Annotated in this window: 14 protein-coding genes and 3 pseudogenes; 4 read left to right on the top strand and 13 right to left on the bottom strand. The window is 57.6% G+C overall.

Features of this window, described 5'->3' with window-relative positions:
• Positions 1-8: 8 nt before the first annotated feature.
• From BJ917_RS04205 to BJ917_RS04175, 7 genes are all read right to left on the bottom strand, one after another.
• Positions 9-1,169 carry an outer membrane beta-barrel protein gene (locus tag BJ917_RS04205; protein WP_096510759.1) on the bottom strand — a complete coding sequence of 387 codons (1,161 nt, stop codon included), beginning with the start codon at positions 1,167-1,169 and terminating at the stop codon, positions 9-11.
• A gap of 149 nt (positions 1,170-1,318) precedes the next feature.
• On the bottom strand, positions 1,319-1,828 hold the full coding sequence (gene rfaH / locus BJ917_RS04200) for a transcription/translation regulatory transformer protein RfaH (protein ID WP_096510761.1): 510 nt from the start codon (positions 1,826-1,828) through the stop codon (positions 1,319-1,321).
• Positions 1,829-2,614: 786 nt separating this feature from the next.
• Positions 2,615-4,792 (bottom strand): ornithine decarboxylase SpeF, encoded by a 2,178-nt coding sequence (gene speF, locus BJ917_RS04195; protein WP_121102141.1) that lies wholly within the window; start codon positions 4,790-4,792, stop codon positions 2,615-2,617.
• A gap of 137 nt (positions 4,793-4,929) precedes the next feature.
• Positions 4,930-6,279: an ATP-binding protein gene (locus BJ917_RS04190; RefSeq protein WP_121102138.1), complete on the bottom strand. Its 1,350-nt coding sequence runs from the start codon at positions 6,277-6,279 to the stop codon at positions 4,930-4,932.
• Positions 6,255-6,920 (bottom strand): response regulator, encoded by a 666-nt coding sequence (locus BJ917_RS04185; RefSeq protein ID WP_096510767.1) that lies wholly within the window; start codon positions 6,918-6,920, stop codon positions 6,255-6,257. Before BJ917_RS04185 ends, BJ917_RS04190 begins: the two co-directional genes overlap by 25 nt.
• Before the next feature lie 100 nt (positions 6,921-7,020).
• A complete protein-coding gene (locus BJ917_RS04180; RefSeq protein WP_121102135.1) occupies positions 7,021-7,455 on the bottom strand; it encodes a hypothetical protein in 435 nt (144 codons plus the stop codon).
• Positions 7,456-7,487: 32 nt separating this feature from the next.
• Complete coding sequence (locus BJ917_RS04175; protein ID WP_096510771.1) at positions 7,488-8,252, bottom strand: hypothetical protein; 765 nt, start codon at positions 8,250-8,252, stop codon at positions 7,488-7,490.
• Between the two features lie 359 nt (positions 8,253-8,611).
• Here BJ917_RS04175 and BJ917_RS04170 point away from each other — a divergent pair, with 359 nt between their 5' ends.
• Positions 8,612-9,397: a DeoR/GlpR family DNA-binding transcription regulator gene (locus BJ917_RS04170; protein ID WP_096510773.1), complete on the top strand. Its 786-nt coding sequence runs from the start codon at positions 8,612-8,614 to the stop codon at positions 9,395-9,397.
• Between the two features lie 138 nt (positions 9,398-9,535).
• Here the strand turns inward: BJ917_RS04170 and BJ917_RS04165 are convergent.
• Positions 9,536-10,603: pseudogene (locus BJ917_RS04165) on the bottom strand (NAD(P)/FAD-dependent oxidoreductase); the annotation flags it as partial.
• 760 nt (positions 10,604-11,363) lie between these two features.
• Entirely contained in the window at positions 11,364-12,014 is a 651-nt protein-coding gene (locus BJ917_RS04155) for a hypothetical protein (protein ID WP_121102130.1), read from the bottom strand.
• Positions 12,015-13,425: 1,411 nt separating this feature from the next.
• On the opposite strand from BJ917_RS04155, the gene BJ917_RS04150 reads away from it, so the two are divergent.
• Complete coding sequence (locus tag BJ917_RS04150; RefSeq protein ID WP_121102127.1) at positions 13,426-14,238, top strand: inositol monophosphatase family protein; 813 nt, start codon at positions 13,426-13,428, stop codon at positions 14,236-14,238.
• Between the two features lie 368 nt (positions 14,239-14,606).
• Here BJ917_RS04150 and BJ917_RS04145 read toward each other — a convergent pair whose 3' ends face one another.
• On the bottom strand, positions 14,607-15,056 hold the full coding sequence (locus tag BJ917_RS04145; RefSeq protein WP_121103091.1) for an antitoxin Xre/MbcA/ParS toxin-binding domain-containing protein: 450 nt from the start codon (positions 15,054-15,056) through the stop codon (positions 14,607-14,609).
• Between the two features lie 999 nt (positions 15,057-16,055).
• On the opposite strand from BJ917_RS04145, the gene BJ917_RS04135 reads away from it, so the two are divergent.
• Entirely contained in the window at positions 16,056-17,315 is a 1,260-nt protein-coding gene (locus BJ917_RS04135; protein WP_246218870.1) for an IS110 family transposase, read from the top strand.
• A gap of 184 nt (positions 17,316-17,499) precedes the next feature.
• A pseudogene (locus BJ917_RS04130) lies at positions 17,500-17,979 on the top strand (transposase); the annotation flags it as partial.
• 130 nt (positions 17,980-18,109) lie between these two features.
• Here the strand turns inward: BJ917_RS04130 and BJ917_RS04125 are convergent.
• The 3 genes and pseudogenes from BJ917_RS04125 to BJ917_RS04115 all read right to left on the bottom strand — a co-directional run.
• Positions 18,110-18,361, bottom strand: a pseudogene (locus tag BJ917_RS04125) (hypothetical protein); the annotation flags it as partial.
• Between the two features lie 210 nt (positions 18,362-18,571).
• Positions 18,572-18,955, bottom strand: coding sequence for a VOC family protein (locus BJ917_RS04120; protein WP_008017318.1), 384 nt, complete (start codon positions 18,953-18,955; stop codon positions 18,572-18,574).
• Positions 18,956-19,036: 81 nt separating this feature from the next.
• Positions 19,037-20,155, bottom strand: coding sequence for an S-(hydroxymethyl)glutathione dehydrogenase/class III alcohol dehydrogenase (locus BJ917_RS04115; protein WP_121102124.1), 1,119 nt, complete (start codon positions 20,153-20,155; stop codon positions 19,037-19,039).
• Between the last annotated feature and the right edge of the window lie 43 nt (positions 20,156-20,198).

The following is a 20,198-nucleotide window of genomic DNA, read 5'->3' as shown; positions in this document are numbered from 1 at the left end:
GAATCTCCTCAGAGACTTACATCGAACCCGATCTGGAATATGTTGCGTTGGTAGCTTTTGTTGTCGGCATCCGAGTTGTCGTCCAGGTAGCGATAGCCAACTTCAATGTCGAGCCAGCGACGCATTTTGTACGCCAGAGCCAGGTGGTAATCGCGCAGGTCATCGGTACGGCTTTGTCCTTCGTAGACGTCGCGACCTGCACCGATTTCGGCGATGGAGGTGATGCGTTCAGTCCAACCGTGACGCCAGCCAACCTGGGTAAAGGTGGTCTTGACGGCGTCGGCACCATCGTCGCCCTCGGCCATGGCCTGACGAGCGAGAAAAGTGAAGGTCGAATAGGTACGCGGCTTCCATTGCAGATCTACTTGCCAGGTTGGGTTATTCAGATCCTTGGAATTGCTGTCATCGAAGTTCTTGTGTTCATAGCCGACACGGAGCTTGCCGGTCGTGCGGGCGGTGAAATCCCATTCGGCGCCGGCGAGCAGGGCATCTGATTTGCTGCTGCGGGGGCTGTTGGCTTGCAAGTAGTCGAAGATCGTATGGTCGTATTCCAGCAGGCCACGGGTGTTGCTGCCAATGCGGTGGTACCAGGTGGTGGTCAGCGCGGTGGTATCGCGCTCCTTGTCGTCATTGATTCCACCGGAGTTGTCATAGCGAAGTTGTGCGTAACCGGCCCCCAGATCTATTTGATTGTCGGCACTTCTAGCGCCGTAGGTATAGAGACTGTTGACCCGACTGTTCTGGATCTTGTCATTGACGCCTGGGACTGCCGTTGAAGTCGTACGCTCGTATTTGTGCCATTCCCCTTCGAGTTTCAGGCGATGGCGGTCGGTAAACTCCATGATGCTGTCCAATTGCACCCGTTGTGCGGTATTCGAGGCGTCCGGCTCATCATGATAAATGTTGCGGGTTGGTTGCCAGGTCAGCCGGGTCGCACTGTTGCGGTCTTCAGCCTTGAGCTCGAAGGAGGGGGCGATGCGCGTGATCATGGACGACTGGACATTGTGCTCGAACTCGCGAAAGTTATCGTCGTAGCTTTCTGAAAACAGCAACCTGGGGGTGAAGTCGAAACCGTAGACATCGATACTTTGCGGGTTGGTGCACCAGACGTATCCAGGGTACAGACTGGCCATAATAAGCACGAAGGGATGGTGGGGCTTTATGGCCATATCATTGCTCCTGGAAAGTGGGTGTTCAGGCGCAGTTTGCGCTGGACTGAACACTGTCAGTGCAAGACTGGTATAGAAATATTAGGCGTGAGTTCTAACCCGTGCGATGTTCTTCGGTCGTGTGGTTTCGGCAGTAGGCTTTTCTTGTTTTATTGGGGGACGAGATCGCTCAGCGGAACGCAAATCGACTGCTCCCGATTCAGGAACTGAAGTAACAACATGACGCGTTCGGCACCCATCATTGACAAAAAAACGCCCTCCAGGGGTGCTAGCGGCCCCCGGACTATTTGCAATGTCTGGCCAGGTTGAAGTTCTGGAATGTCGGGTGTCGCCGGTGTCAGGCATCGTGCACGCAGGTGCTCTATCACCTCATCGGCCACGACAGCCGGGCCGTGATTGAATTCGACAATTCGGCTGACCCCACGAGTGGAGCGGATCGGCGACCAGTTGTCCTCGTTGCTCAAATGAACGAAGAGGTAGCCGGGAAAGAGTGATTCGGACACCCTTCGGGGTTTGCCGCGAATCAGGCGTTCGGTGGTGAGCTGCGGACGAAAGATGTCATAGCTTTGTCGCAACAGATTGATTTGTGCCCGGTCGTCCTGACGCGGTTTGCACTGTAGGAGGTACCAACTAGAGCCGTTGGTGCAAGTGGTCAGCATGTCGACAAACTCCGTACTTAGCGAAAATATGAGCGTCGTTGTTCGTTCTGAAATCAGGACGCCTTCATGCTTGCTAGTAGGCAGTGTTGGAGGCTTGGCGCCGGCGTAACTGTTTTTTGTTTTTGTTTTGACGAAAAGGGTGTGTCAAAAATGAAGCACTCTAAGCTCGGGTCTTTTCGACTGACGAGAGTGTCTGTTCAATGAAATTGAGTTGGCACTAAGATAGTTCCAAGAGTCAAAGCTACCGCACGACCCGTGTATCGGGCCTGCAAGTCGATAGTTACTCTAATGTTTCCATGTGATCGGCGAACGCCGACTAGTACTCCGATGTTGGCCTACTTTTGATAGGTCGACTTAGTTATCTGCCAGTCTTGCGAAACTGTCAAATGCTGTCAGTCAAAATGCACGCCTTTTATCCAAAAAAATCAGGGAGTTAACAGCAAGCGCTTGTTTTGAGGGGTAATTTTTTTTTCGTCGATTGAATTAAACTTTTTCTGCGGCGTGAAGTCGTGCTGGGGAGATTGAAGAGGGGGGTGTAAAGTTGCCGATACTGTAAATTTATACTCGTGTAAATGACAGGAGAACTCATTAACTACTTGGGCCTGGCATAAAACGAAGACTAATATGTAATCGTCTTGCTCTATTGTTTCAACGATGGAACAGGTGTTGCAGCGGGAGTTGAGATGGATCCAATACTGGTCCTCTCTGAACGTGCTTGCGCATCAAGTACAACTGGCTTTCGCCCAGACAGCCCTGTGGCTGCCTGGGTGAAAGACCTGGCCGGGGTCAAGCCTTGATCACATACCCATAAACACGAATACGCCCACCGTCCTCCTTCAAATACACACCTTGCAGTTCCGGGGTAAACCCGGGCAAGGCATTGATGCCTTCTTCCAGCGCCAGGAAGTATTTCAGCACCGCGCCGCCCCAGATTTCACCCGGCACCACGCAGAGCACGCCAGGTGGGTAGGGCAGTGCACCTTCGGCGGCGATGCGGCCGTCTGCGTCGGCCAGCGCCACCAGTTCGACGTTGCCACGGATGTACTCGATTTGCGCGGCCTGGGGGTCCATGGCTTTTTTCGGGAAATGCTCTTTGCGGAACATCGCCTTCTGCAATTGCTGCACATTGTGCTTGCGGTAGAGGTCGTGCATTTCCTGGCAAAGTTGGCGAATAGTGTAATTGCGATACCGCTCTTGATGTTGCGCGTAGATGGCCGGCAACACCCGGCTCATCGGTGCGTCGTCACTGACGAAACGCTCGAAACGAGCGATCTGCGAAGCGAGGTGAGTCATCTTCGCCCAGTCTTCCGCCGGGGTGAGCAGGAACAGGATCGAGTTCAGGTCGCACTTTTCCGGCACGATGCCGTTTTCCCGCAGGAAGTTGGCAAGAATCCCGGCGTGAATGCCAAAGTCGGTGTAACTGCCGTCCACCGGGTCGATGCCCGGCGTGGTGAACAGCAACTTGCAGGGGTCGATGAAGTATTGTTTTTCGGCATAACCGGCGAAGGCGTGCCAGCGATCCTTGGGGTGAAACTCGAAGAAGCGCACATCGGCGGCAATCTCTTCGGTCGGGTAGTCCTCCCAGGCGCGGCCTTCGATGGTGTCGGGTACGAACGGACGGATCATGGTGCAGGCTTCGAGGATCAACTTGCGCGCATCGATACCGAACTTCACGCAGTCTTCCCACAGGCGCAAGCCACTGCGGCCGGAATGTATGCGCGCATTGACGTCCAGTGAGGCAAAAATCGCATAGAACGGGCTGGTCGAGGCCTGGGCCATGAACGCATTGTTCAAGCGGTGATGGTTGCAATAGCGCGCCTGGCCCTTGATGTGGCGGTCTTTCTTGTGGATCTGCGAGGCCTGGGAAAAGCCGGCCTGCTGTTTGTGCACCGACTGGGTGACAAAGATGCCCGGATCGTTCTCATCCAAATCGAGCAACATGGGCGAGCAATCCCGCATCATCGGGATGAACTGTTCGTAACCGACCCACGCCGAGTCGAACAGGATGTAGTCACACAGTTTGCCGATGCGATCGACCACCTGCCGGGCGTTATAGACAGTGCCGTCGTAAGTGCCCAATTGAATGATCGCCAGGCGGAACGGCCGTGGCAGGTTGGCTTTTTCCGGCGCGACTTCACTGACGAGTTCGCGCAGGTAAGCTTCTTCAAAGCAATGGGCGTCGATGCCGCCGATAAAGCCGTAGGGATTGCGCGCGGTCTCCAGGTACACCGGCGTGGCGCCGGCCTGGATCAGCGCCCCCTGGTGGTTGGATTTGTGGTTGTTGCGGTCGAACAGCACCAGGTCGCCGGGGGTCAGCAGGGCGTTGGTGACGACTTTGTTCGCAGCCGAGGTGCCATTGAGGACGAAGTAGGTCTTGTCGGCGTTGAACACCTTGGCCGCGTGCATTTGTGCCCTGAGGGCCGGGCCTTCGTGGATCAGCAGGTCGCCGAGCTTGACGTCGGCGTTGCACATGTCGGCGCGAAACACGTTTTCACCGAGGAAGTCGAAAAACTGCCGGCCCGCCGGGTGCTTGCGGAAAAACTGGCCGCCCTGGTGACCGGGGCAGGCGAACGTGGCGTTGGCCGATTCGGTGTACCGCTTGAGGGTGTCGAAAAACGGCGGCAGCAGGCTGTCTTCATAGGCTTTGGCCGCCGTTTCCAGTTGATTGCCATGGTATTGGGCGTTTTTGCTGGAGGGATCGAAAATTCCGGTTACCTGCAACAGTACGTCTTCCAGATGCTTGTACACGTCGCGGGCGCGGGTGCCGTGGGCGGCGACCAGAAAAATCGGAATATTGAAACCGGTGCGTTGCAGGTCTGCCAGGGCACCGCCCATGACATCATTGACGTCAAACACGGCGGCGGCGACGTCGGTGTAGTCGGTCCGTGTGATGGGGATGACTTCGCGGGTCGTCAGGAAACAGTCGAGTACGGTGTCGCTCGCGGCAATCTTCAATGCTTTCATGCTGGGAAATCTCCTGGCAGACATCCATTTGTCCACCGTTGTTCAAGAGATCATTGTGCTGTGGCGGCGCGCTCAAGCGCCTTGATCCAAAGCAAGCCAACACTGGGTATAGATCAAGTTCGGGAATCGCCAAGGTTTTACCGGCTAACGGTCAACCACAGCGATACACACAAGCCGCGCCGCTCCCGCTCGTCCGTAAAGCCCAGGCGCACCCGTGCCCCGGTACGATCCATGATGGCCTTGACGATCGAGAGCCCCAGCCCCGAGCCGGACACCTGGGTGCCCAGGCTGCGATAAAACGGATCGAACACGCGCTCCTGTTCTTCACTGGCGATGCCTGGCCCGGAGTCCTTGATCTGCAACAGCGCTGCGCCGTTCTCAAGTGTCACCGACAGGTCCACCCGCCCTCCCTCCGGGGTGTAGCGGATGGCGTTGTCCACCAGGTTTTTGACCACGGCCAACAAGTCCGCGTCATGGATCATGACCCGCACGTCTTCGCCGGCCTCGACGCCGATGTCCAGGTGCTTGACCTCGGCCAGCGGCCACAGATCCTCCAGGACACGTCGATAGACGTCATGGACAGAGACCGCTGTCGGGAGCGCAAGCCCCGAGGCTGATTGCACCCTGGCCAGGGTCAAGAGCTGATCGATCAGGTTCCTGCCACGTTCGATTCCACGCCGCAACTTCAGCAGCCGCTCGCGCGCCGGGGCCGACATGTCGGCGGCGGCCAGGCGCTCGGCTTGCAAGGACAGGGCCGTCAGGGGCGAGCGCAGTTCATGGGCGGCGTCGGCGACGAAACGGCGCTGGGTTTCCATGGACTGTGCCACGCGCTTGAGCAATCGATTGATGGCCACCACAAAGGGGCGGATCTCGACGGGCAGGTGCTGTTCGTCGATCGGGTGCAGTTCCTGCTCGTCGCGCCGGTCGATTTCAGAGGACAGCGTGGCGATGGGGCGGAACAGTTTGCGCACCAGGTCGCTCACCACCAGCAGCAGGACAGGGAGCAAAATCAGGAACGGCAGCACACTGCGCAGCGCACTGGCGCGGGCATCCGTGTCACGGGCGCCGGTTTCTTGCGCCACGGCGATGCGCTGACCCTGGCGGGTGGTTTTGACCAATACGCGAAACGCCTCGCCGGCGATGGGCACGGTCGACAAGCCGTCCGCCAGCGTCGTCGGGAAGGGCAAAGGCGTGCCGACGTCGTCGTTGCCGGACGCTTGGCTGCCATCGGCCAGGTACTGAACAATGATCCGGGTTTCGTCATCTTCTTCGACGGGATTTTCCGGATACTTGAGCGTCATTTGCTGCCGATCGAACAATTCGGCCATTTGGCGCAGGGTGTCATCCTGCATTTCGTGGGCCTCATCGAAGGCTGAAACGTAGGCGAAAACCCCTGCCACGAACGCAATGATCAGGATGGCCAGCGACAGGGCAACGGACAGCCTGAGCTGCACCGACTCCCCTAAACGTTTTTTGAAACCATCCATCCCATACCCCTGACGTTTTTGATCACATGGTTGCCCAATTTGCGGCGCAGCGCATGGATCAGGTACTCCACCGCGTTGCTTTCCACTTCATTGCCCCAGCCATAGAGACGGTCTTCGAGTTCACTGCGCGAGAGAATCGCGCCAGGTCGGATCAACAGGGCTTGCAACAGGGCGAATTCGCGGCTGGAAAGCAGGACATCAGGGTATTGTTCGGTGCTGGCTTCCTTGGATACCAGGTCCAGGGACACGATGCCATTGTCGAGCCGCGACGAGGCGTTGCCGTTGTGACGGCGCAGGACGGCCCGCATGCGCGCCAGCAGTTCGGCCATTTCGAAGGGCTTGAGCAGGTAGTCGTCGGCACCGCCGTCGAGGCCACGCAATCGATCATCGAGGTTGTCCCGGGCGGTGATGATGAGCAGGGGCACCGGGTTGTTCTGGCCGCGAACGCTGTTCAGTACCCCGAGCCCATCCTTGCCGGGCAAACCGAGGTCCAGCAGCACCAGGTCATAGTGCTGATTCTCCAGCGCGGCCAGGGCGACGAGGCCGTCTTGCACCCAGTCGGTGGTGTAGCTCGCGTCCTTGAGGGCGCCCTGGATCGCGTCGCCGATCATCGGGTCATCTTCGACCAGCAGTATCCGCATAGCCCGCTCCAGAAAAAAGAGGCGCGACGGTAAACACCGTCGCGCCTGTATTGAAACACCTGTTCAGGGAATTGTCCGCCGCCGTATCAGCGTGCGTCGGTCATGCTTTGCTTTTCATCGAATCGAAGGCTTTCATCAATTCATCCATGGCTGCCTTGCAGTCGGCCTGGACCGGGCTGCTTTTACGCAGGGCGGAGAGGGCATGGTCGATGGCCTTGTCTACCACATGCCAGTCGGCGGCAGCGCGGGGCTTGATGCCGGCTTCGGCTTCATCCCAGGAGGTTTCCAGGTCCTTGATCCGGGCTTTTGCACCGGGCAGGTCACTTTTGTCGACAAGGCCGGCGACGTCGGCGGCGATGTTGCGGAATTGGGACAGGTCGCCCAGTTTCGAGCCCGCGTTAGTTTGGGTGGTCACCGCACCCGTGGCACCGGCACTGGGTTTGTCGGCGGGTTTCGAACAGCCGGCGGCGATGCTCAGCAGCGCAATGGAGGTGACGATGGCGACGTGGCGGATGGCGTTATGGAAATAGCGCATGGCGATGGATTCCTTGGATGGCTCTTGAAAATTTACGAAGTGACTTGTTTGCGGTTGCCGACGCTCATTTGCGCGACCGCAACCAGAATGACAATGACGGTCAGGAACAGGGCGCTGGTCCAGGTCGCGCCCATGCCGAGCCCGCCGTAGGTTTTGGATTGAGTCAGCAAGTCGCCCAGGGACGCACCAAAAGGGCGGGTGAGGATGTAGGCGATCCAGAAGGTCAGCACGACGTTGCCGCCCAGGCGCCAGGCGACGAGTGTCACGGCGATCAAGGCGCCAAAGATGACCGCGCCGAGGGTGAAGCCCAGGCCCAGTGCTTCGGTGGCAAGGTCACCCGCCGCTGTGCCCAGGGCAAAGGTGCACAGCACCGTGGCCCAATAGAAGAGCTCGCGCCGGGGCGTGACGATTTCGCGGATGGAAAGGTTGTGCTCGATCCGGTACCAGACCAGAAAGTTGATCACCAACAGGACCGAAAACACTACCGTGCTGACGTAGAGACTGACGTCCAGCATGTCGGTGAGAATATCGGTGATCTGGGTGCCGACGATGCTCACCAGTACCACGGTGAGCCAGTAGATCCAGGGCGTGTAGGCCTTGGTGCGAAGTTGGCAGGCCAGGGCGATGGCCAGCAGCACGGCCATGCCGATGCTGGTCCAGCCAGCCCCGAGGCCCGCGTCGACGGCGAGGAAGTCGGCGCCGGTTTCACCCACCGTGGTGGACATGATCTTGATGACCCAGAAGGACAGCGTCACTTCGGGCACTTTGTTGAGCCAGCCGGCTATGGTCGGGTTCATGTCGAATCTCCTGTGCAGCGCTATAAAGTGCGCAGGAGAAAGGCTACCGAGCGAAACTTAGCTGAAACGTAGGAGTGGACGCCGTGCAACCATGCTGCTGATCAGGCGTGCACCAGCGCGATGGTGAACGAGACCACGATCATGCAGGCAAAAGCGAAATTGAGATTCATGAAGTTTCCATCCAGAACATGAGTGACGGCGCCATTCTGAACAGGCCGGGAGGAAATAAGAAATTCGCCTTAATGATTTGAAAGATCGAAGGAATTGATACTTGGCGTGGTTGCCAGGGGTTTGTATTTGCGCGGTGGTTTGTCTAATCTCGCACAAACACGCAACTACGCGCACAAACAGGCAAAATCATGCACGACCATTCTCCCGCCGAACTCCCTCACCTGCGCCGACAGAAAATTCTCTTGATCCTCGAGCGCGACGGCAAGGTCATGGCGTCCGAGCTGAGCCAGCATTTCGCAGTCTCCGAAGACACCATTCGCCGCGACCTGTCGGAGCTGGCCACGGCCGGTCTGGTGCAGCGGGTGCACGGTGGGGCGTTGCCGCGACCCAAGGACACCGGCAAGGATTACTTCACCCGCATCAGCGAAACCGATGAGGTGAAAACCCGCCTGGCGCAGCTGGCGGCCAATCGGGTCGAGAACGGGCAGATCGTGATGTTCGACTCCGGGACCACGACCTTGCAGATCGCCCGGTCGTTGCCGCCGGACATTTGCATCACGGCGGTCACCGCGTCGCCGATGACGGCGATTACCCTGTCCGAAAACAAAGGCATCAAGGTGATTCTGGCCGGCGGTCAACTCAATCCCGCGACGATGTCGGCCAGTGGCCATGAAACCCTGCGCTTGCTTGCCGGCATCAAGGCCGACCTGTTGTTCACCGGGGTGTGCGCGATTCACCCGCAAATCGGCATCAGTTCCCTGCACTTTGACGAAGTGCCGGTGAAACAGGCGATGCTCGACAGTGCGTCCCACGTGATTGCGGTCACCACCGCGGACAAGCTGGGGGCCGTGGAACCGTTCGTGGTCGCGCCGTGTACGCGCTTGCACACGCTGATCACCGAGCGCCATGTGGCGTCGGGCAATATCGAGGACTACCGCGCGCTTGGGATCGAGGTGGTGCAAGTGGAGGCTTAAGCCTCGATTTTTGGTCGACCTCGCCCCCTGTGGGAGCGAGCCTGCTCGCGAAGGCGGTGTAGCAGCCGACACATATATTGAATGTGCCGGCCTCTTCGCTAGCAGGCTCGCACACAGGTCTTGTGCCGATAGCTGATCTCAACGCAACCGCTCAAGCATCTGGTAGTACCACATGCCCGCGGCGAGCATCGGGTTGCCGAGCAGGTCGCCCATGGGCACGCGGATGTGCTGGCACGCGGCGAAGGTGTCGTACTGCTGCAGTTGCCCGGTGATCGCCCGACCCATGATTTCGCCCATGATGTGCGTGGTGGCGATGCCATGGCCGGAGTAGCCCTGGCAATACCAGACGTTGTCCGACAGCTTGCCCAGTTGCGGGATGCGGTTGATGACGATACCCATCGCGCAACTCCACTGGTAATCGATGGCCACGCCCTTGAGCGCCGGGAACGTCTGCTCGATGCACGGGCGCAGTTCGGCGGCGATGTCGCGCGAATCCTTGCCGCTGTAGTTGGCGCCGCCACCGAACAGCAGGCGACCGTCGGCAGTCAGGCGGTAATAATCGAGCACGAAGCGGCAGTCATACACGGCCAGGTCTTCGGGGTTGATCTGTTTCGCCAGATCGCCCAGCGGCGCGGTGGTGACGATGCCGCCCATGGCCGGGAAGATCTTGCCCTTGAGCTTTCCCGGTTCCAGCTTGTGGTAGACGTCGCCCGCCAGCAGCACCTGATTGGCGTCGATGCGACCCTGGGCGGTGCGTACGCCGGGCGTGTCGCCGTGGATGATCTCCAGCACTTCGCTGTTCTCGAAAATCAGCGCACCCAGGCTCTCGGCCGCCCGCGCTTCACCGATGCACAGGTTCAGCGGGTGCAGGTGCATGTTGCGGGTGTTTTTGATCGCACCACAGTACAGGTCGCTTTGCAGCAGGTCGCGCACCTGGCTGCGGTCGAGCAGGCTGACCTCATCGCCCATGCCACGGCGCACGGCCTCGTCGTAATCCTTGCGCAAACCGTCCATGTGGCTGGGTTTGTATGCCGCGTGCAGGTGACCGTGCTTGAGGTCGCAGGCAATGCCGTATTTTTCCACCCGTTGCTGGATGATCCGGTGCCCGCGCCAGCGCAGGTGCCAGATGAAGTCATCGACTTCATCACCGAGGGTGCGGCGCATCTGCTTGCGCATCGCTTCGTCGCCCGAGAGGCTGCCGGTGCCCCAGCTTAGCCGACTCAGATAATGTTGACTTGCTGAATAGTCAACAGTGGCATCGGGGGATCGCCCACACCATCTACGCCGTTTGCGCTGGAGTCTAAGCTAACTCACTATGGTTTCTAATATCGGAATGAGCTATGTCGACGCCGACGCCCCCTTTGTCACTTGGTGATATAGCCATGCCAGATTTAATTTGACTGCAGGACAAACGATTTATATTGAAATTTAGGTCATGAACTCACACCTGTATGGCGCCACCATTGATCATTCTTTCGTGTGAGTTAACGGGTTTGAGAAACCAAGATTCTCAAACCCCATGGTGTTTTTTGGGGCGATGGCCATGGTGGACGGTACGTCTAGGAGACGCGTGGCCCACCCTGATTAACGTGAGTGGTCCCTTTGGAGCAACGAGCGTGGGGGCGGGAGGAGTCCCAAGGCGGTCCGCTCATGGCTCAATGTCTGTCGGGAGTAGACGTTCGTGATTCACTTCGAGAGCCGCGATGAAAGGTAAGCGCAAAGTCAAAACGAAAAAATGGCAGGTCGCTGAGCATTTCAAGGCCGCGGCGCAGGCGGCGCTCAGGGCGCGCTCGGCCCGTGCGAATCGATTCTTGGACGCCGCCCTGTTGGCGGGTAGAGACTTGGAACCGGTCGGATTACTGGCGGGAATCCACCGTGCTGTCACTGCAGGCAAGGCTGTTTCACCACCAGTTGGGTTTACCCGGCCGCCATCACACACCGGCTTGCCGCCCAAGCGACCTCCGGACTAGCCATCCAGTTGCCACGCCACCTCTTTTTCAGCCGCATCGCGCACGCGCTCCGGTGTCGATCGCAGCAGGTCTTGGGGGCGGTTGCCGCCCAAGAAGTGATTGCTCGAGGCGAACCAGAACGCCATGCCCCAGCCGTCCTTTTTTTCGCGCAGCACTGTGACCACTGCGGCGAATTCGGGGCTGGGCCGCGGTTCCGTTGCGTCGCCAAACGCGAACGCTGGAAAGTACTCCTGGCTCCGGTCGCTCACGCTGATGAGACGGCCGTCGCGCAGCCACGCCCGGAGGCCGGCGGCGAGCGCTGCAGGTTCGAGCCCGGTGAGTTGGGACAAGCCTGCCGCGGTGACCCAGTCGCCGCCTTGCAGGATCAACTGCCGCGCCTCCGCCAGCATGACCGCCTCCCTGAACAAGGTGCGCGGGTTCAGCGTGCGGGGCGCGCTGAGGCCTGAGGCAAGCTCCTCTGTATCGGCCGTCTGGGGCAGGGCGCCGAGAAACACACAGTTCAAGACCTCGAGGCAATCGAGGTACACGTCTGCTGCGTGCCCGCTCATTGCCGGCAGCTCAATGTGGAGCTGGATCCCGTCCGCCTTTTCAGACGCCGGCGTGTAGCCGTGTGAACCGTGGCGGACCTCGATTTTCTTTGCTGACATGCTGCCTCCTTGAAGAGCGGCGTTGAAGCGTACCCACCGTATTGAACGATAGGCGTTTTACCTGCAAGGTGCGTTGGCGCTGAGGCAATGTCGACCAGGGCCGAAGCAGCGAATCAGTGGGCGGCGGCACTCGGATCCTGTCGTCAGCCGGTGTTAGGTTGGCCTACCCCTACCGCTGAGGCCGCCAGCGCTGGTACGCACGAGGGAATCACCCGTGCCAACGAGCTGAGCCGTCAGCGATCGCTCGCCATCTTCGCCGGGAAACCGTCGATGGATGTTACTGCTTCGGTCGCGGCCACCGACGGTCTTTTGGTCTCCATCCGACTGACACCTCTGTTCTCGATCTTGGCGTCTCCGCCCGCTGCCGCGGTCGAGCTGATCTGGCGACTCGTTAGTCCAGGCTGCCAACGCCATCCTTACACCCCGTGGCTCGGACACTTGCCTATTGGCCACTTCGCAGGCGCATGAGGGTCGAAGACTAAGTCGGACGTGTTGAAACTGCACTGCGGTGGGCCATTGTGTGGCGTGGCCATACGGCATTTTATATGCTCGGGAGGCGCTGAAAAAATGTGCAGGCCTTGAGTCTTACGTGTGTTAAACGCAGCTCTGTAAGCCTTGTGGTTGTAGAAGCGTGGTCAGCAAAATATGTGAAATAAAATGTGAAGGGTGTGGTGGTTTCGACCCCCGTGCTTTCGTCGAAACTCCACCAAAGGAGAGGGTTCGTTTCAGCGCCACCCTCGTCGGTAACCAATGCGGGTTTTCCAGCATTCTGCGCGGTAGCTCGACCATCGTGCGACCAACCACTGCATTGAGCTAATGCCTAGGTTTTTAGGCGCAACGCCAGATTTACCCCGGTAACGCCTAGAATTTTAGGCGTTATCAGTCCTCAAATTGGGGGGGCATCCCCCTCGCGTTGGGCGGTGCCGTCGGTGCACTCAGGTCGCAGCATGGGGGGTGAAAAGGCTACTCTAAATCGAGATCTAGTCAGGGGTATCGGCCATGCGCACCACCTACAGCAAAAGCTAGGCTCGCCGGCGGATGCGTCGCCTGCTGGTGTTAGTTGCGCAAGGGCATACGTTCGTCATCACCCGGCAGGGGCAAGCGGCTTGCTTGCTGGTACAGGTCGAAGCACAAGGGCGTACACCTTGAAAAAGTGACTCGACAGTCCTTAACCCACCAACGGGCTGTGTCTCGGGGCCGCGCCCCCTCCGCTGTGCATAAATTCATCAGCGATCATCAGTCTTGCAGGTGTAGTTTTGAGGAGATGCCCATCGAATCTTGAGGACAGGAGCCAAGAAGGGCAGATACCGATTTTGATAGGCGGCGTTGCCCGTCTGGCCGACAGCCAATTGGGCGGCTGACGGGCGAGGACCATCGCATTCCCCCACCCAACCTTAGGGCATCCCATCTCGTGCAAAACCTCAACCTTGTACAACTGCTCACCCAGACCATCGAGGTCGTTGTTCGCGCCGGCCAACTGCTGATTGCCGAGTGGGCGAGAATGGACGGGCCACGGGGTCAAGGTGACAAGGCCGCCGTCGACGAAGAGATCGAACAGTTTTTACATCAACAGCTGCCGAAGCTCCTGCCTTGCGATTTCTGGGGAGAGGAAACTGGTCATCGTCTGACCGGCCATCCATGGTGTTGGGTCGTTGATCCGAACGACGGGACCGCGGACTTTCTTAAGGGGCTCAAAGGCTCAGCCCTTTCCATCGGTCTGTTGCACCAACAAACGCCGGTATTAGGTGTGGTGTATGCCCCCGTCACCGTGGAGGGCGTGCCTGATTGCATTGCTTGGGCCGAAGGTATGGCCGAGGTGAGGCGTAATGGGCTGCCGATCGTGTCACCCCTTTCAACCAAAACGTTGTCGAGCGACGAGTTCGTAATGGTCAGTGCCGCGGCGATCAATAAACCTGAACTTAACAGCGAGCTCTGCCAACCCAGCACCTTTGTTGCAATGCCATCCATTGCCTACAGGCTCGCCAAAGTCGCCGCCGGGGAGGGGGTCTGTGGCGTCTCTCTTTATCCAGTTTCTGCGCATGACGTGGTAGCCGGCCACGCCCTTTTGAGAGGCGCAGGCGGCGTTTTATTCGATGAGCGAGGACAACCGATTACTTACGTTACTGAGGCCCACATGCAAACGGTCTCACAACGCTGCTTCGGTGGTTCAGTATCGGCATGCCGCGTCTTGCTGGCCCGTGAGTGGGATCGTATTTTCACGTAATCCCCAACCAACCCGTTGCCCAACTTACTTGAGCAGTTGGTATCGTTTGTATTTGACCGCTGCAGCGGCAAACAGTCCGTGAGCACCCGACCGGAATCCTTTCGAATGAGATTTCGTTCCTGGCTAGAGGACGTGCCCTCCAGGGCCGGTGCGTTCGGGCTAGCCATTGAATCAATCGGCGTTTCCACTTTTGGCGATGTGTAGATGACTGGGCTGGAGGTCTCGGCTATCCAGCCGATGAAGCTTTCATGTGCTCTGAAAACCCGGGCGCCGAATTGCAGCCACTCTTCTGTCGAGACGTCAGCAAGTCCAACACTGCCCAAAGTGAATAGCGCCGAAGGTTGACTCCATTCGAGACCAGTGTTGGCTCAAAATGCGATGCCTTCTACTGTCTGTATCAACATCTCCTCAACTAGACGGGTACCCAGGAACGTGGAGAGCATCGCAAATGGGGGCTTTCCCGAAAAACGATCCTTGGGTTTGGAGAGCCAACGCTTCGCCTTCTCGTTGCTCCCGAAGAGCGTCACGGCCATGGCTATGATGTGAGCAAATCGGAACATCCGATCACTCTCGTGCAGCGTGAGTCGCTGATGTGTTGCCAATCGAGCTTTGAGGGTTCTGAGCGGAATAATCTGATTGCGCTCGGATGGGCCTATCACGCCTATGTCGCAAAGAGCCATGACGCTATCCGTCAAGAAGCCAGCCTCAATGAGCTCGTGGATTTCCTGCTCTGACGCATTGGCAGGAATATGCAGGAGCAACTCCAACCGAACCCGGTAGTCACGGTAAGCATCCTTGTGCATAGCGCCAGCAATCATGGTGGAGCCACCGTCGGAAAGTGTATGGAACGGGTTGATCCCACAGCCCATAGCTGTCTTTTACGATTGTTTGTCTCTACGGAGTGTACTTCGTCTCTGAGCCGCCCGCCCGGTGCAGTTCGGTGGTAACTGCGGTACCGCACTCACTTCGCGAGGCACGGGCTACCGGAAAGAGCTTGTCTTGATGGAAGGGACGGTGCGCTCGTTTTATCTTTGGCAGGTGAGATCGCTGCACCGAGACAACACCTTTGACAGGTTCAGCCAAACGCTGACGGTGGGAGCCATGTTCGTCTAGTTTTCTGAAGGTCGTTCTGATTCGTCTGTCGACGCAGCGGGCAAGTGAGATCACGGAGCTGCTGCCGCATAAATGGCCGCCCGTTCAATTACGCAAGGTATGTCTGCCGGACGCTTATCTCTATCTACGTCCAATTTGGCGGCGTCCTGGCAGACCTCGATTTCTTGACTCGTCAATGCAGTCTTTTCGGACGCGTCTTTCTCAGGTAAGCCAATTACCTTATCTGCGTGTGCTGGCCACGGTGTACGTTGAGATATTTCGTGGTTGCGCCTGGGCGTCACCTACTCGACACCAGTCTGATTTCGGAAGCTGGATGCACATGAAGGCATCATATCTGGGTAATTGCACAGACTTGCCCAGCCATTTGCATTCGACCAGACCAATTATTTACATCGGATTTGACCATCACACTGCGTGGCCATGACCGGCAGAGAACGACCCTTTATAGATAGTCCGTCCCACCTTCATCGATACTGGTAACGGTTGGCAGGTAGCTGTCAGCGAGGGTGGAACATGCACCTGTAGACTACGAATAAAACGACCCAAACGCATGACGTTTGCAGCTTTAGTTCCGAGTCTACAGGTGCGCTTGCGCTCGATAACGAATACTCAGGGTTCGCCGTCGCACCGGCTCACTATATTGCCTTCGCTGAACGCAAGCATGCATGTCCCTAGCAGCTATTTTATCGCTTGCGGAGGTTCACGTGACAGCGTCCTTGAGTCAGCACTTCACAGCCTATGTCGGCATTGATTGGGCAGATACCAAACATGATATTTGCCTACAGGCTGGGGATGACAATCATCGTCAGTTCGACTGTATTCCGCACCAGGTTGATCGCATTGATGAGTGGGCCAAGGCATTGCACCTGCGCTTCGGTGGCCCTATCGCTGTAGCTCTGGAGTTGGCCAAAGGGCCTATTGTGTCGGCTCTGCTGAAGTATGACTTTTTCGTGCTGTTCCCGATCAATCCCTCGACGCTTGCCAAATATCGCGTGGCGTTCAAGCCGAGTCGCGCCAAGGATGATCCCACCGATGCGGAGTTAGCACTCGATCTACTGCTTCGCCATCCTGAACGGTTCACCGCGCTCAGGCCGCAGAGTGTGGCCATGCGTTCGCTGCTTAGCCTGATCGAACAGCGCCGGGATCTGGTCAACGACAAGACGCGTTTTACCAACCGTTTATGCAACACCCTCAAGCAATATTACCCGCAGGCACTGGAATGGTTCGAGCAGCGAGACACTCTGTTGTTTTGCGATTTCCTCACTCGCTGGCCGACACTCCTGTCAGCCAAACGGGCGCGTAAAACCACGCTTGAGGCGTTCTTTTATGCCCACAACGGGCGTCGCGCCACATTGATCGAGGCGCGTTTGGCGTCGATTCGTGCGGCATCTGCGCTCACAGAAGATGCCGGCATTATCGAGCCTTGCCGCTTACACGCCCTCGCGTTGGTGGAGCAACTACGCACCGTCCTCACGGTGATCGATCGCTTCGATAAGGAAGTCGAGCGGGTCGCTTCTGCACTACCGGATTACGCATTGTTTCGTGGCTTGCCGGGCGCAGGCCCGCATCTAGCGCCACGTTTACTCGCAGCCTTCGGAGAGCAACGTGAGCGTTTCCATGGCGCGGACGAGTTGCAAAAATACTCAGGCATTGCCCCGGTGACGGAACGGAGCGGTAAGAAGAGCTGGGTGCATTGGCGCTGGCAATGTCCAACATTTCTTCGTCAGACCTTTGTGGAATGGGCGGGGCAGACCATCAATAAATCCTTTTGGGCTGGAGCTTTCTACCGGCAGCAACGCGCCAAAGGGAGCACCTATCAAGCTGCTGTACGCGCACTCGCGTTTAAGTGGATTCGGATTCTATATCGGTGCTGGCAGACCAGGACGCTCTACGATGAAACGACCTATTTGAATGCCTTGAGGAAGCGCGGTTCACCGCTCCTGAAGAACCTCGATTTAGGTTGACTGACTTCCTCAGGGCGTGAAGCAGCCGCTCAGCATTGGCAGAAATTGGCCGATTTCTGCCTGCCACGACTGACCGGTTTTGATTGCAGCCCTTCGTGAAGGACAGCTATAGGCCCTGAGCGTGTAAAAACACCTCCGCGAGCCCTTGCTATGATTTCTGAGGGTTTCATCTTAGGGATCGCCCATGAAGCGCTTCATCCAAGGTGAACATCGAGGCCAAGGCACCTTACTTCCCGAAAGCGTCGACGACTACGTCAACGATACCAATCCGATTCGCATAGTCGACGTCTTCGTCGATGAACTCGACAATCTGGGTTTTGACGGTGCTATTCCTGCTGACACAGGCCGGCCTGCTTACCATCCTTCAATCCTGCTGAAAATCTACATCTACGGCTATCTCAACCGCATTCAGTCGAGCAGGCGGCTGGAACGAGAAGCTCAACGCAACGTTGAGCTTTTGTGGTTGACCGGGCGTTTGATGCCGGACTTCAAGACCATCGCGAACTTCCGAAAAGGCAATAGCAAGGCCATCCGAGGCGTCTGTCGCTAGTTCGTTGTGCTGTGTCAGCAGTTGGAACTGTTTGGAGAGAATCTGATCCCCATCGATAGCAGTAAATTCTAAGCAGTCAACAACCGCGACCGCAATTTCACGAGCGCCAAACTGTAGCGGCGAATGGGAGAAATTGAATAGAGCATCATCCCTTCGGGACGCTCAAACAGTAGATGGGTGCAACGCACTTCCTGACGCGAAAGCTGGCCGGGGTCCTCCCTCAACGTGGAGGACAAACCATGAAGATTATTGAACCGACCGGGAAGTGCAGACCATCGAGCAGGTTGTGCCCGGCGACAATGAGCAGTCCAAGAGCAAACAGGGTTGGACTTGGCAGCCAGACCAGTATGGCGAGGGCAATCATGCTTACACCGATGGCCCAGATCACCTGCATGTTAATCACACTGGGTGGGAACTGGAATGTCCAAGCGAAATTCACCGAGGTGAACTCCAGCAGGGCAAGGAATAGGCCACGCTTGAACAGGAAGGCGTAGATCAGGCCCTGCAGCAGATATATGAAATCCAAGCGGACCGTCCGACCGAGGTCTGTGAAACACCGCTGTTCGAGCCAAGCGAGGAGTAATTGCGCCTGAAGTCTGCATCCTTACGCCGGCACCATAACCGGCGAATAGAAGTCTCTCAGATGACTCTGAAAAAAATCAGAGGCGATTCAATCTGGAGACTTCTAAGGACGCAGGATCAGCGTTTAGGCTGGTTTAAAGCAATAAACAGCCAATTTATTGCCGTCTAGGTCGCGGACATAGGCGGCATAAGCATTCGGCGCCCAATCGCGAGTTCCTGGCGCTCCTTCATCGGTACCACCGGCCGCCAGTGCTGCTGCGTGGAAAGCATCAATCGAGGCGCGATTCGGAGCTGCGAAGCTGACAGTAACCCCGTTACCTACGCTGGCAGGGGCGCCATTGGCTGGTTTTAAAACGAAGAAAGAGGGGGCGTTCTCACCCCAGATCGAACCATTGTCGGCCAGATCGGCGATGCGCTTATGGCCCAACTGACCCAAAGCACTGTCATAGAAAGCACGGGCTTTGTTCAGATCGTTGGTGCCGACGGTAACGTGGGTAAAGATGCTCATCTATTTACTTCTCCGAGTGTAAACACAGTGGGTGGTGCAGTTATGTCAGGGCAACCCTGACGAACGTCGCTGCGCCCAAGCTCAGCGATCAAAATGAATGACGGTGCGAATGCTTTTGCCTTCGTGCATCAGGTCAAAGGCGTTGTTGATGTCATCGAGCCCCATGGTATGGGTGATGAAGGTATCCAACAGGATTTCGCCCTTTTGCGCTTTCTCGACATAGCTGGGTAGCTCACTGCGCCCCTTCACGCCGCCAAAGGCCGAACCGCGCCAGACGCGACCGGTCACCAGTTGAAATGGCCGCGTGCTGATTTCCTGGCCAGCACCGGCGACGCCGATGATCACCGACTCGCCCCAACCCTTGTGGCAGCTTTCCAGCGCCGCGCGCATCAACTGAACGTTGCCGACACACTCGAAGGAGTAGTCGACGCCGCCTTCGGTCAATTCAACGATGACATCTTGAACTGGCTTGTCGTAATCCTTCGGATTGACGAAGTCGGTGGCTCCCAGTTGTTTGGCTATCTCGAACTTGGCCGGATTGATGTCCACAGCGATGATCCGCCCCGCCTTGGCCATGGTGGCGCCGATGATGGCTGCCAGGCCGATGCCCCCCAAACCGAAAATCGCTACCGTAGCGCCTGCTTCGACCTTGGCGGTATTGAGCACTGCACCGATGCCGGTCGTGACACCGCAACCGAGCAAACACACCTTCTCCAGCGGCGCTTCCCTTGGGATTTTCGCCAGCGAGATTGCTGGTAGTACGGTGTATTCAGAAAAGGTCGAACATCCCATGTAGTGATAGATGGGCTCGCCTTTGTATGAGAAGCGACTGGTGCCATCAGGCATCAGGCCTTTGCCCTGAGTGGCGCGGATTTTCTGGCAAAGGTTAGTCTTGCCGGACAGACAGAACTTGCATTCTCCGCACTCAGGGGTGTAGAGCGGGATCACGTGATCACCCACCGCTACTGAAATAACGCCCTCGCCAATCGCCTCAACGATACCGCCGCCTTCGTGACCGAGAATGGTTGGAAAGAGGCCTTCCGGGTCAGCACCGGAAAGGGTAAAGGCATCGGTATGGCAGACCCCGGTAGCGATGATCCGCACCAGTACTTCACCCGCCTGGGGCGGTGCGACATCGACTTCAACGATTTGCAGGGGCTGGTTGGCTGCGAAGGCAACGGCGGCTCGCGATTTGATCATGTTCTTGATTCCTCAGTGCAACGAAGGCGGTAGCGGTGTTGAT

It is taken from the genome of Pseudomonas sp. WPR_5_2, assembly GCF_003634475.1.
GTDB classification, from domain to species: domain Bacteria; phylum Pseudomonadota; class Gammaproteobacteria; order Pseudomonadales; family Pseudomonadaceae; genus Aquipseudomonas; species Aquipseudomonas izuensis.
The sequence above is the reverse complement of the archived record's forward strand: the minus strand, read 5'-3'. Positions and strand labels throughout refer to the sequence as shown.

What these genes read in the sequence shown, in the direction of transcription:
- BJ917_RS04205 (WP_096510759.1), bottom strand. Translation starts at nt 1,169, where the DNA reads ATGGCCATAAAGCCCCACCATCCCTTCGTGCTTATTATGGCCAGTCTG.
- rfaH (WP_096510761.1), bottom strand. Translation starts at nt 1,828, where the DNA reads ATGCTGACCACTTGCACCAACGGCTCTAGTTGGTACCTCCTACAGTGC.
- speF (WP_121102141.1), bottom strand. Translation starts at nt 4,792, where the DNA reads ATGAAAGCATTGAAGATTGCCGCGAGCGACACCGTACTCGACTGTTTC.
- BJ917_RS04190 (WP_121102138.1), bottom strand. Translation starts at nt 6,279, where the DNA reads ATGGATGGTTTCAAAAAACGTTTAGGGGAGTCGGTGCAGCTCAGGCTG.
- BJ917_RS04185 (WP_096510767.1), bottom strand. Translation starts at nt 6,920, where the DNA reads ATGCGGATACTGCTGGTCGAAGATGACCCGATGATCGGCGACGCGATC.
- BJ917_RS04180 (WP_121102135.1), bottom strand. Translation starts at nt 7,455, where the DNA reads ATGCGCTATTTCCATAACGCCATCCGCCACGTCGCCATCGTCACCTCC.
- BJ917_RS04175 (WP_096510771.1), bottom strand. Translation starts at nt 8,252, where the DNA reads ATGAACCCGACCATAGCCGGCTGGCTCAACAAAGTGCCCGAAGTGACG.
- BJ917_RS04170 (WP_096510773.1), top strand. Translation starts at nt 8,612, where the DNA reads ATGCACGACCATTCTCCCGCCGAACTCCCTCACCTGCGCCGACAGAAA.
- BJ917_RS04155 (WP_121102130.1), bottom strand. Translation starts at nt 12,014, where the DNA reads ATGTCAGCAAAGAAAATCGAGGTCCGCCACGGTTCACACGGCTACACG.
- BJ917_RS04145 (WP_121103091.1), bottom strand. Translation starts at nt 15,056, where the DNA reads ATGATTGCTGGCGCTATGCACAAGGATGCTTACCGTGACTACCGGGTT.
- BJ917_RS04120 (WP_008017318.1), bottom strand. Translation starts at nt 18,955, where the DNA reads ATGAGCATCTTTACCCACGTTACCGTCGGCACCAACGATCTGAACAAA.
- BJ917_RS04115 (WP_121102124.1), bottom strand. Translation starts at nt 20,155, where the DNA reads ATGATCAAATCGCGAGCCGCCGTTGCCTTCGCAGCCAACCAGCCCCTG.